The sequence below is a fragment of the Pacificoceanicola algae genome (assembly GCF_049341065.1).
GTDB lineage: Bacteria > Pseudomonadota > Alphaproteobacteria > Rhodobacterales > Rhodobacteraceae > Pacificoceanicola.
Map to the genome: position 1 here is coordinate 47,290 of NZ_JBMPIX010000025.1, position 10,336 is coordinate 57,625.

15 protein-coding genes are annotated in these 10,336 nt (G+C 63.2%); 1 reads left to right on the forward strand and 14 read right to left on the reverse strand.

Annotated elements, in window-relative coordinates; translation table 11 throughout:
- Positions 1-2: 2 nt before the first annotated feature.
- From ACOYQJ_RS22385 to ACOYQJ_RS22440, 12 genes are all read right to left on the reverse strand, one after another.
- Positions 3-725: a TrbG/VirB9 family P-type conjugative transfer protein gene (locus ACOYQJ_RS22385; RefSeq protein ID WP_040181297.1), complete on the reverse strand. Its 723-nt coding sequence runs from the start codon at positions 723-725 to the stop codon at positions 3-5.
- Between the two features lie 5 nt (positions 726-730).
- Entirely contained in the window at positions 731-1,411 is a 681-nt protein-coding gene (locus tag ACOYQJ_RS22390) for a VirB8 family type IV secretion system protein (RefSeq protein WP_422908158.1), read from the reverse strand.
- A 17-nt stretch (positions 1,412-1,428) separates the two neighbouring features.
- On the reverse strand, positions 1,429-2,442 hold the full coding sequence (locus ACOYQJ_RS22395; RefSeq protein ID WP_037931017.1) for a TrbL/VirB6 family protein: 1,014 nt from the start codon (positions 2,440-2,442) through the stop codon (positions 1,429-1,431).
- Positions 2,443-2,868, reverse strand: a complete 426-nt coding sequence (locus tag ACOYQJ_RS22400) for a hypothetical protein (protein WP_081855478.1) — start codon at positions 2,866-2,868, stop codon at positions 2,443-2,445.
- An 8-nt stretch (positions 2,869-2,876) separates the two neighbouring features.
- A complete protein-coding gene (locus ACOYQJ_RS22405) occupies positions 2,877-3,644 on the reverse strand; it encodes a type IV secretion system protein (RefSeq protein WP_037931015.1) in 768 nt (255 codons plus the stop codon).
- On the reverse strand, positions 3,641-4,753 hold the full coding sequence (locus tag ACOYQJ_RS22410; protein ID WP_037931012.1) for a transglycosylase SLT domain-containing protein: 1,113 nt from the start codon (positions 4,751-4,753) through the stop codon (positions 3,641-3,643). Before ACOYQJ_RS22410 ends, ACOYQJ_RS22405 begins: the two co-directional genes overlap by 4 nt.
- On the reverse strand, positions 4,750-4,959 hold the full coding sequence (locus ACOYQJ_RS22415) for a hypothetical protein (RefSeq protein ID WP_073194552.1): 210 nt from the start codon (positions 4,957-4,959) through the stop codon (positions 4,750-4,752). Before ACOYQJ_RS22415 ends, ACOYQJ_RS22410 begins: the two co-directional genes overlap by 4 nt.
- Positions 4,956-7,334, reverse strand: coding sequence for a VirB4 family type IV secretion/conjugal transfer ATPase (locus ACOYQJ_RS22420; RefSeq protein ID WP_422908159.1), 2,379 nt, complete (start codon positions 7,332-7,334; stop codon positions 4,956-4,958). Before ACOYQJ_RS22420 ends, ACOYQJ_RS22415 begins: the two co-directional genes overlap by 4 nt.
- The gene (locus tag ACOYQJ_RS22425) at positions 7,324-7,602 is read right to left on the reverse strand and encodes a VirB3 family type IV secretion system protein (RefSeq protein ID WP_040181315.1); all 279 of its coding nucleotides are present in this window, start codon (positions 7,600-7,602) and stop codon (positions 7,324-7,326) included. The genes ACOYQJ_RS22420 and ACOYQJ_RS22425 overlap by 11 nt, the downstream gene beginning before the upstream one ends.
- A 15-nt stretch (positions 7,603-7,617) precedes the next feature.
- Positions 7,618-7,899, reverse strand: a complete 282-nt coding sequence (locus ACOYQJ_RS22430) for a TrbC/VirB2 family protein (protein WP_040181317.1) — start codon at positions 7,897-7,899, stop codon at positions 7,618-7,620.
- Positions 7,900-7,915: 16 nt separating this feature from the next.
- Positions 7,916-8,449, reverse strand: a complete 534-nt coding sequence (locus ACOYQJ_RS22435) for a lytic transglycosylase domain-containing protein (protein ID WP_052465693.1) — start codon at positions 8,447-8,449, stop codon at positions 7,916-7,918.
- A 103-nt stretch (positions 8,450-8,552) separates the two neighbouring features.
- Positions 8,553-8,867, reverse strand: a complete 315-nt coding sequence (locus ACOYQJ_RS22440; protein ID WP_040181319.1) for a hypothetical protein — start codon at positions 8,865-8,867, stop codon at positions 8,553-8,555.
- A 132-nt stretch (positions 8,868-8,999) separates the two neighbouring features.
- Here ACOYQJ_RS22440 and ACOYQJ_RS22445 point away from each other — a divergent pair, with 132 nt between their 5' ends.
- Entirely contained in the window at positions 9,000-9,578 is a 579-nt protein-coding gene (locus ACOYQJ_RS22445) for a hypothetical protein (protein ID WP_040181322.1), read from the forward strand.
- Here the strand turns inward: ACOYQJ_RS22445 and ACOYQJ_RS22450 are convergent.
- The gene (locus ACOYQJ_RS22450) at positions 9,572-9,772 is read right to left on the reverse strand and encodes a hypothetical protein (RefSeq protein ID WP_037210192.1); all 201 of its coding nucleotides are present in this window, start codon (positions 9,770-9,772) and stop codon (positions 9,572-9,574) included. The genes ACOYQJ_RS22445 and ACOYQJ_RS22450 overlap by 7 nt on opposite strands.
- A 76-nt stretch (positions 9,773-9,848) precedes the next feature.
- Positions 9,849-10,034 carry a helix-turn-helix transcriptional regulator gene (locus tag ACOYQJ_RS22455; protein WP_227513933.1) on the reverse strand — a complete coding sequence of 62 codons (186 nt, stop codon included), beginning with the start codon at positions 10,032-10,034 and terminating at the stop codon, positions 9,849-9,851.
- Positions 10,035-10,336: the final 302 nt, after the last annotated feature.

The following is a 10,336-nucleotide window of genomic DNA, read 5'->3' on the forward strand; positions in this document are numbered from 1 at the left end:
GGTCAGTTGCTCACGTAGATGGCGCTCTCGTCGCGCATAGCACAGATCGCCTCGTCGCCGATGCGCAGCGTCCAGTAGGTGTTCACCCCGAGCACCCGGACGGTGTTGCCTTGTTGGGTCCAGTTGACGGTGCGCTCACGGCCCTGGTCATCGGCCTTGAAGAGGGCGGGTTGGCGACCGTTCTCCGGGAAGACGAAATACGTATAGCGCCCGTCGTCATAGATATGGCTGGGGCGGAAGTCGCCCTCGCCCGAGACGCGGTAGTTGTAGTTGCGCGGCGCCTCAATGCCCTTGGGCTGGGTAGCCGCCGTCGCGCGGCGTTCCTCGTCGGGGTAACGGAAGCGCACCTCGAAGAACATTCCGGTGCGGTTCGGAATCGAACCCTCGCGCAGATGGAAAGAGTAGGTGCGTCGGTTGGTGATGACCGTCATGTTGGTCGAGGCCTGCGCCACATGTGGTTTGATCGTCAGCACATTGCCAAGTTCGGGGATCGGATCGACCTGGAAGCTCTCGGTGTCGCCGACGATCACCGCCTCGAACCGCTCGCCCGCCCCGAAATGAATCGTCGTCGAATGTCGAAGATCGGTTTCGATCCGGTAGACCTGGTTTTCATTATAAACGGCGGTGCGGATGCGGATGTCGAGCGGACCGCCTTGCGGCGTGGCCTCGGCGAGGGCGGCAACAGGAAGGGCAAGCGCCAGGAGGAGCGCGGGCAGGGATTTCATCTTGGTCAGTTCTCCAGGGTCTCGGCGTCGACGCGGTAGGAGGTCACCACGAAGCCCAAGGGGTTGGCCCAGACGTCCTGAAGGCGCTGGCGGGTTTCGGGTTGGAAGTCGTAGCCGACGGTGGCCACGTAAGACCGGGTGACGGTGCGGGTGTCGCGGGGACGGCGCAGCGTGCGGGTGAAGCGGACCTGGGCCACGCCGCGCTCGATCTGGTTCACGGACTTGATGACCACCTCGATCTTGGCGTCGCGCCCGTAGACGGTGATCGGGTAGTCTTCATTGGTGGACGACCAGAGATCGCGTAGCGTGCGCGCGGCATCGCCGTCGGAGCGGTCGAGCACCGAGTTGATGCGCTGCTCGCCATCGGTCAGGTCATAGGTCTCGCGATCGTCGACGTAAGATACGAGATTGGCCTGGATGATGGCGTCGCTCTCAGAGAGCGTCAGTGCCTGCACCGCCGCGACCCGGTCCATCTCGCCGGTCTTCTTGTCGACCACGACCACGAAGGTTTCAGTCGATTTGAGGGGAAAAAGACTCGCGCCCGCGACCATGCCGGCCACGCCGACCAGCACCCCTGCTGCCGCGACAAACCATGCAAAGCGCTCGCGTCGCCTTGGCCCGTAGATGAAATCCGCCTCGAAAGCGTCGCGGTCAGGCGAGGTGGAACTGGTCACAAGCTTCTTCACGTCAGTCGTCTTTCACATCAGGGTTTGCGGAAGGATTTGGCGGCGGAGAGGAGCGCGCCGGGGCTTTGGCGAATCATCTCGCCGGTCTTCACCACGCCCGCATTGGCCATCTGGTTCAGCTCATGTGGGGATTTGCCGGTGACAAGACGTGAGGTTGCGCCAGTGCCATACTCCCGCGTGTTCACAAAACCCTGGCGGGCGAGACCGGTCAGACCCGCGGCGTTGGAGGCAATGCCGACGACACCGGTGAGGTTTGAGGCGATGTAGGGCACCGAGGCCATGATCCCGGCGCTGAGGATTAGGATCACGAGAAAGGGCAGAATGAGGCTGACGGTCTCGACATCGCCCGGATCGGCGGAGGCGTCGCCTATGGCCTCGGCGATGGCGACGATGATGCCCGCGGCCCCGGCGGCGGCGACGGGCATGAGCGCGTAGCCGATGGTGGCGCGGGTCCAGGCCTCGAAGAGGGACTGGGTCGGTTTGAAGAGCGAAGTCACGATCATGAAGGGGGCGATCACGATCATCAGCGCGAAAACGATGCGGGCGAAGGCGATGATCCCGGCGGTTACGGCGGCAAAGACGGCGGAAAGGACGAAGAAGATGGCACCGAGGACCGCGCCGAAGACCCAGCCTGCGCGGTCGCCGATCGTATCGCCATAGGCGGTGATGCGGGCAACCATGTTGTCGAGGCTCTCATAGACCCCGGCTTCGTCGCCCGAGCCGGTGAGCGCGAGGATCGAGGCGCCGACGGAGTCGGGGACTTCTGTGACGATGCCATAGATGACGCTGAAGTTGTCCCAGCTCTGCGCGAAGATCCCTACGAGTGCCACCTTGATCCCGAAGGCAAAACCGGTGCCGAAGGGCAGGGGGCGGAGCTGCATCACCGCGTTGATCCCGAGAAGGACGACAAGGAGGGTCGCGCCCGCCGAGATGACATTGCCGACCGAGGCCGCCGAGGAGACAAAGCCGTCCTGCGCCACGGTGTTCACCGCAGCGTCGACCTGGCCGAGGATGTCGCGAATGACCCCCATTTACTCGGCACATGCCTCCGTAACCTGGGCTTCCAGCGCATCGGCTTTGGCGTAGAGATCCAGCACTTTGAACGGCAGGCGTGGGTTGTTCGAGGTCTGGAACCGGGGCAGGGCGGTGAGCGCCTGATGCCAGGTGAACTGACTCAGCAGGCAGGTGCAGGTTTCCGAAACGAGCGCTTCTTCGGCGATCAGGATGCGCAGGATGGCGCGGTAGCCATTGCGCAGGTACGCGGTCTCGGCCAGATCGGCGGGCGGTTTCGGGACGCGGCAGTCGTCGGCCTCGTCCCGCGCGACGACCATCGAGCTGAAGGGCGTGTCGCCGGATGGTTCGGTGTTCGGGGTCTTGGCCAGTGCGGCACTGTGAAGTGCGGCCAAGACAAGAGCGGCAAGACCAAGAGCCCGAACTGAAGCCAACTTGTGGGTCATGGACATTCTCATGGATCCACCGCCATCGAGCGGAACTTGCGCTCATCGGCGAGGGTCGCAGCATCGACGACGCCGAGCTGGCCAGCGCTGACGCCTTGCGCCGCTTCCAGCCGCCAGATCTGGGTCAGGATGATGCCAAGCTCGGCGGTGACGCGGGTGTTGAGATCAACCGCGGCTTTGAGGCCGTCCTGATCATCGATCAGCCCGACCATGGTCTCGAGCCGCTCGAGGCTTTGACCGGCCTCTTCATGACTTTCCTGCGCGGCGACCGACAACATGGCGCTGGCCCCGGCCGAGGCGGCAATCCGGTTGTCGGTAGGCTGGTCGGAGCCTGAGAGTGTCCCCAGGCGTTCCGACGTGAAACCGCTGCCAGAGAGCACCCGCTCGACCGAGGCCGAGAGTTCCGCGCCCGGATTGAAGCCGCTCAGGAAATCGCCGCTGGCCAAAGACTGCGCGGTATTGAGGGGCGCGACCAGCTTGCCGCGCAGCGCGCGGAACTCTTCGACAGTGGCGAAAAGTTCACCTAACCCGCTGCCCTCGATCAGCGAGGTCAGTTGCGCCTCGAGGTTGGTAAGCTGCGACAGCTGGGTTTCCAACTCCAGCCGCATGGTGGCGAGCTGCTGCATCTGGACGTTCAGGTCCTCGGCCATGTGCTCGAGCTGGGCCACAAGCTGACCAAGCTGCGATCCATCGAAAGTCGGGACACCTTGGGCTGTTGCGGGCGAGGCGAGCCTGAGTGCTGTGACCGCAGCCACGGTCAGGAGAAGATGTCTCATTCGGGAACTCCCATCTGCATGAAGTCGCGCTCGGCCAGCCGGTCGGCGACGAGGTGTTGCGCGTATGCCGCCTCGCGTTGCTGGTTTGCTGCCATCAGCCGGACACGAAGATTGAGGATGCGGCCGATCTCGGCCTTGGCGTAGGTATTGAGTTCCCAGGCCGCCTTGGCATTGGGCTGGGCATCGATCTGCAGGATGATCGCGCGCAGGCGATTGATGACCTGTTCGGTCGTGGCGGAACTGTCTGCGGCGTAATAGACGCCCGCCTCGGAGATGCTGGCATATTCGGCGAGGGCAAAGTCCGAGGGCGAGAGCGTGCCAAGCGCGTCGGCGCCCCCCACCACGGCCAGATATTCGTTGTAGAACTTTGAGATGTTGCGCACGTAGCCTTGGGTCTCGGCGAAGGGCGGCACGCCGCCAAATTCGATGACCCGGCCAGGGCCCGCGTTATAAGCCGCGAGCGCATGGGGGATATTGCCGAAACGGTTGAGCTGGGTCGTGATATAGCGCGCGCCGCCGCGGAGGTTGTCCTTCACATCATACCGGTCGACGCCGAGATCGGAAGCGGTGCCGGGCATGAGTTGGGTGAGGCCATAGGCCCCGACCGGGCTTTCGGCAGCGACGTTGAAGCGGCTCTCCTGCTTGATCAGGGCCTGGAAGAGGCAGCGCCACTGGGTGGCCGAGAGCCCGGCCCGGGCGACGCCGGGGGCGCCTGCGAACTCGCCGGCGACCTCGACGATCATCATCTCGACCGTCTCGCGGCCCTCGCCGAAGAGGCGGCTGTTCATCGGGCTTGGGTCGGTATTGGGATAGACAGCCGCCACCCCGAAATCCGCATTGCCCTCAAGCGCGCGGATATCGAAGCCGGGGCCGGTGATTGCAGAGGTCATCTCCTCGAGGACGCGGAGTTGGTCGGCCTGGACATCGGCCAGAGTGGACTCCGTCCGATCCTTGTCCTGCTGGACGCCCAGATCTTCGGCGAGCGCCGTCACCCGCGCTATGGCGCGGCCGATCGCGGAATTGTCCTGCGTCGGCACGCCTTGGGCGAGCGCGGGCAGCGCACCGAGGCCGAGGCAGAGCCCGGCGGATATGATCGCGGCACGGCTCATTCCGGACGCGGCAGGGGCTCGAAGCTGCAGTCAGACTTTGCAGCCTGCTGGACCGGAGCGCCTATGGTCGAGAAGGAAAGCGCGGAGCGCGTCACCTGTGGCTCGCCATTGCGCCCGAAGCAGGGCGAGGTCTGTTCGGTGTATTTCTCGCAAGCCGAGAGAAGGCCTGCGGCGGCGCAAAGCGCGAGAAGGTGTTTCGAACTCATATCACATGTCTCCAGAAATCGGGATTGGCGCGCCAATCAGCAGGCACGCGCGCCTCGCCGGTGGCGCCGCCGCCAAGGATGGGGAGGAGGTCGCCCAAGGCGGAGAGGTCCGCATCGACAAAGACGCTATCGCCCGCCGAGCGCACGAGCGCGATGCGCTGGCCGATGGTCGGCTGGATGAGTAGGGTCGCCTCCTTGGCGTTCACCCGCAGGAAGTCGTAATCCGAGATGGTGGCGCGGTCGTTCGGGAAGAGGATCTGGGTCGGCACCGTCTCGACGATGGTCTTGCCAACGCGGCTGTCGCGCAGCTGGCTCGGATACTGCGTCATCATGATCACGACGCAGTTCATCTTGCGCAGCGTTACCAGCCAGTTCTCCAGCCGTGCCCCGAAGTAGGGATCGTCGAGAAGCTTCCAGGCTTCGTCGAGCACGATGATGGTGGGGCGGCGATCCTCGACCACGCGTTCGATCTGGCGGAAGATGTAGGAGAGCACCGCCATGCGCTCGGTGGTCATGTCGAGGATTTCGGTCATGTCGAAGCCAATGATGTCGGAGGCCAGTTCAAGCCCGGCACCGTATTCCGGCTCATCGAACACCCATCCGTAGCGGCCGCCCGGGGCCCATTCGGCGACGCGGGACTGCAGCTCGCCATCGTCATCAAGCGACTGGAACAGCGTCTCGAAACTCGCGAAGCGTCTTAGCGAGCCCTCGGCATGGGCATTTTGCGCGACAGCACTCTGGATGTGTCGTGACTGCTCGCCGGTGAGGGTTCCGTTGCGTGTGAGAAGTGTCGCAAGCCAATCCGAGAGCCAGGCGCGGCCACGTTCGTCGATTTCGGTATCGAGCGGGTTCAGGCCCGTGGGCACGCCCGCGCGGATTTCGTTGTAGCGGCCGCCAAGGGCGCGGACCGCCATCTCGAGGCCGCGATCCTTGTCGAAGAAGAAAAGCCGCGCGCCGACCCGTTGCGCTTGGGCTGCGAGGAAAGCCGTGGTCAGTGTCTTGCCGGTGCCGGTGCGTCCCAGAACCAGCGTATGGCCGACGGTCGGTTCCTTGCCGGGGCTGCCCGCCTCGTGGAAATTGAAGCGATAACCGGAGGTGCCGACCGTCGGCAGGACCGAAATGGTATGACCCCAGGGCGACTGGTCACGTCCGCGTCCCTCGACGCTGCCATGAAGCGCCGCGAAATCCGCGAAATTGATCGAGGAGATCGGCGTCTTGCGCGCCCGGTAGCCGAAGTTGCCGGGCGATTGCGCGAAGTAGGTGGCTTTCAGCGCCATGTTCTCGCGCACGATGACAGACATGATCTCCTGGCCCACGCGTTTGATCTGGGCGGCGGCGCGTTCGAGCGTGTCGCGGTCTGGGGCATAGACGGCGATCGAGAGGTGATGATCGCCAAAGGCGATGCGCCCCGCCTCCTGGTCATCGGCGGCCTGACCCAGCTGTTCGCGCAGGGAGACGGCGGCATCGTCGGAAGCCTGCATCTGGCGGATGATCCGCTGTATCCGCTCGGCCATAATATTGTTCGGGATCGGGCTGAAGGAATTCGTCAGCACGATGTCGAGCGGCAGGTCGAGCGCGTCGAGCAGCGTCACATCGGTCAATGCCGGGTAGGTCTTCATCGAAAAGAGCGCGCCGTATTTGACCTGACCGGTCACGGCGTCGGTGAGGGTGACAACGTCGCCGTCGAAGGTCGCGCGGCAATTGCTCAAGGTATGCGAGAGGGGCAGGGCGCTTTGCCCGAAGGCGATGGGGGAGAAGCTGCCTGCGTTCAGCGTGTTGAGGTAGCCCAGCCACTCGCCGCCCGATTTCGTGAGCCTGACGGGGTTGGCCGAGGCAAGCGCAACCTCGAAGAAGCCCATGACCTCGTTCAATTCCTGCATCCGTGTCGCGCGGTCCTTGACCCAAGCCTTGCGGGCCAGCGCGCGCAGGAGCGGAATGCGCGCCGAAATGTCGGGCCGCCTGATGACGCTGAGATAGAGCTGGCGCTTGGCCGGTCGCAGGTCTTTGACATGGGCCTGCCAGCGCGCGTCGATCGCGGCTGCGAAACTGTCTCCCTCGATAGGGCGCATGCCGAGATCCTGCGGCACGGAGATCCGGTGGACGTAGAAACCGAAGGCGTTGCCGGTCTGGGCGACGATGGCTGCGACCGCGCGTTTGAGCGCATCGAGCCGGGCATCCTCGGTGGTCATCGGGTTCAGCCCGTCGAGGCGCAGGGTCGCCAGGAGATCGCCCTCGCGCAGGACCATGACATCGTCATCGGCGAGGGCAAAATACGGCAGGTGTTCGGCGAGATAGCTCTCCCGCGCGAACGCCCCGCCGCCCGCTTGATGCAGGGCTGTTCCGTGAGTGGAAAGAGTGCCTGCATCAAGCGCCAAAGCTGTCACCTCCGTGAAGCTGGCGGTTCTTCGTTGGGCGCACCGAGCCGTAGGAAACGCGCAGCACTTCGAAGAAATGTGGCTCGCGGTCGGCGACGAACCAGAGGATCGGATAGGCGACGAGCCCGATCAGGAAGAAGATCATCGACTTCGTCCAGATGAACGGCAGAACGACCCCGGTCGCCAGCACCACGAGGTATCCGACGGGGAGGCCCAGATACTTGGGCGGACGGGCGAGGCCCAGAAAAAGGGGGGATCGTTCTGCCACTGCTTTACTCGGATCTCAGGAGAAGCCGTCAACGATGGTGCCGGCCGAGAAGATCAGCACGATCCCGATGATGACCGAGGCAAACCAGCCCCAGTTGAGCCGCCCCATCATGCACATGAAACCGGTGCCGATGACCGCGAGCGTGGCGACCGCGATCCCGATCGGACCGGTCAGGGCAGCCTCAACGGTTTCCAGCATGGTCTGGATCGGTGACAAGTCTTGCGCGAGGGCTGGCGTTGCGAAAGCCGCCAAGGTTGTGGCGACAGGCAAGAGGCGGCTGAGGCGATGTCGGAGCATGCGAAGTTTCCTTGTTTTACTGAAGATCGATGAGGACGGGCGCGCGGGCTGGAACACCGTCTGCGACGCGGATGTCCGGAGCGGAAACAGGCTTACCTGCCAGCCGGGACCGGATCCGATGGATGCGCGCGATATAGTCGCGGGTCTCGGTGAAAGGCGGGACGCCTGAATACTCGATCACGCGGTGCGGCCCGGCATTATAGGCTGCGAGCGCCAGGTCGATGTCCTTGAACGTGGCGAGCTGCGCGAGCAGATAGCGCGCCGCGCCATCGAGGTTCTGGGAGGGATCGCGCGGATCGACTCCGAGGCCGCGGGCCGTGTCTGGCATCAGCTGGCCGAGACCATAGGCGCCCTTGGGGCTGACGGCAGTTGGGTTGTAGCTGCTTTCGGCCTCGACCAGTGCTCGGAACAGGACCTGCCAGTCGTTGGCGCGCAGATTAACCTGGCGCAGGGCACGGTTCCCCTGATGGCGATCAGCAGTCGTCCGGATCAGGGAGAGGATGTCGTCGCGTCCGGACGGCGGCGTGGCGACCAGCGAGGCCAGAACCACTTCGGCCTCAGCGCTATCATCCAGCCCCGCCCAGGCAGGCCTCGCGCCGTGGAAAGTCCAGCCCGAGGTCCGGGCCGTGCCGTCGCGACCGAAGGCGATGACGTCAGCCGCGCTCCTCGAGGGTGATGCTGTAGTCAGGACCAAAGCGCAGATCGCGCCCGTCACCGAACTCGAGATGATGTTTGAAGAGCCCCGGCCATATGTTGAAATACCGCGGCTCAGGTCCGTGTGGGGTGATCCGGGTCGAGACCAGAATGGCTTCCGGCTCGCCCGCGCGCAGGTAGATGCACTGGTAGCGCGGCTTGCCATCGTCCGTGAACCCTACGAGTTCATACCGGCAGCGGAACGCGATGCCTTCTTCTTGAAGGTCTTTCACACCATCGATGGTGATCAGGATCTGGTTGCGCGCTATCGGCATGTTCGGACTCTCCCCACGAGAGCCCTTCTACTTCACGACACTAAGGCCATAAAGACATATAGAGTCAATACGACATATTGCAGAAAAAAACAAATTGCACGATAGTTGCCGCAACTTTTGCGGGAGAGTGACATGAAACGGCAGGCGATGGCGGCGATAATCGGGGTGTTTGGTGCTCTTGGGGTGCCGGTGAAGGCGCAGGCCTATGATATCGACTGCGCCATCATGCTCTGCATGGCGGGTGGTTTCCCACCGAGTGCCGTCTGCGCGCGGGCCTATCGCACGATGATTCGTCGGATCACACCCTGGCCGAGCCTGCCGCCTTTCGGGGTCTGCACCTTTGCCCATGTGCCGGTCGAGCTGGGTGGGCCCGGCGGAGAGGGCGAGCTCGATACAAACTTGCCGGAGTATGAATGGCTGAACCGCACTCATGTGATCTGGTTCACCGGGCGCTCCTACGAGCCGCGCGACGAACCGCGCCAGTGGGACTGGTCGATCCGCTCCTGCGATCGCGAAAACCGGACCTGCCGCTACATCCAGCGGGTCTACGGTTCCCACACGCCCTGGCCCGCGACATTCGTCTCCGAAAGCGGGCAGGAAATCGCCTACCCGACCAGCGGAGGCCTATGGCACTTCTATTCCCGCAGCATCATGGTCGAATACGGCGACTACGAGGGCAACATGGGCCACTCGGAGTGGTTCTCCTACTGATTCGGATCGCCCGATGCCTTCAGCGAAATGGGGCGAAGCTCGGCAAGGCAGGTATCATAGCCATCAGGATCGACATGCCAGCGGCGGCTCACCGAGCCATCATTCCAACGGTAATCGGTGAACAGGTGAATCTCCTGCGCACCGTCGTTCAGAAACCCTTCCTGGAAAGGCCAGCCTGTCTTTCTCTTCGCCATGTAACCGCGCCACTCGTACCGTTCTTGCCGTTCTGTCTTTCGTAATCGGGGCGGGATCAAAGCCTCGGGAAGCGGATTAGCGCTTCGCGAAAAGCTCTTCGGGATCGACGTTTAGCGCCCGGGCGATGCGTTCGAGAAGATCGAGGGAGGCTGCGAACTTCGAGTTCTCGAGCCTGCCCATGTGACCGCGGCTTACGTTGGCCTGATGAGCAAGCGCTTCCTGGCTGAGGCCGCGGGCGCGTCTCAAGTCCTGGATGTTCAATGCTACACGGTCCCGCAAGTTCATGCCCGCGAAACGGACACGGTGCACGAAATATCGCCACGCGATATATGTTACATTCGAAGATGAGGGAGCAGAAAAATCGAAAATCGGTGCTTAGAGACAGAGGACCAATGTGCATGCAGTTCCGGGTACTTGGTGTTGCAAATGCTACTAGGGCGAGTAGCGATGACCGTCAATACACCATGACACGAAACAGCGTCAGTCACGCATAATGAAGTTTATGTTAAATACCATGATTGCTGGTCTGGGAGAGTACCGTAAAGTGTGGGGCAGTTGAATTT

Bases quoted from the DNA above. Each gene is read 5' to 3' on its own strand.
- ACOYQJ_RS22385 (WP_040181297.1), bottom strand. From the start codon at position 725: ATGAAATCCCTGCCCGCGCTCCTCCTGGCGCTTGCCCTTCCTGTTGCC.
- ACOYQJ_RS22395 (WP_037931017.1), bottom strand. From the start codon at position 2,442: ATGGGGGTCATTCGCGACATCCTCGGCCAGGTCGACGCTGCGGTGAAC.
- ACOYQJ_RS22400 (WP_081855478.1), bottom strand. From the start codon at position 2,868: ATGACCCACAAGTTGGCTTCAGTTCGGGCTCTTGGTCTTGCCGCTCTT.
- ACOYQJ_RS22405 (WP_037931015.1), bottom strand. From the start codon at position 3,644: ATGAGACATCTTCTCCTGACCGTGGCTGCGGTCACAGCACTCAGGCTC.
- ACOYQJ_RS22410 (WP_037931012.1), bottom strand. From the start codon at position 4,753: ATGAGCCGTGCCGCGATCATATCCGCCGGGCTCTGCCTCGGCCTCGGT.
- ACOYQJ_RS22415 (WP_073194552.1), bottom strand. From the start codon at position 4,959: ATGAGTTCGAAACACCTTCTCGCGCTTTGCGCCGCCGCAGGCCTTCTC.
- ACOYQJ_RS22430 (WP_040181317.1), bottom strand. From the start codon at position 7,899: ATGCTCCGACATCGCCTCAGCCGCCTCTTGCCTGTCGCCACAACCTTG.
- ACOYQJ_RS22440 (WP_040181319.1), bottom strand. From the start codon at position 8,867: ATGCCGATAGCGCGCAACCAGATCCTGATCACCATCGATGGTGTGAAA.
- ACOYQJ_RS22445 (WP_040181322.1), top strand. From the start codon at position 9,000: ATGAAACGGCAGGCGATGGCGGCGATAATCGGGGTGTTTGGTGCTCTT.
- ACOYQJ_RS22450 (WP_037210192.1), bottom strand. From the start codon at position 9,772: ATGGCGAAGAGAAAGACAGGCTGGCCTTTCCAGGAAGGGTTTCTGAAC.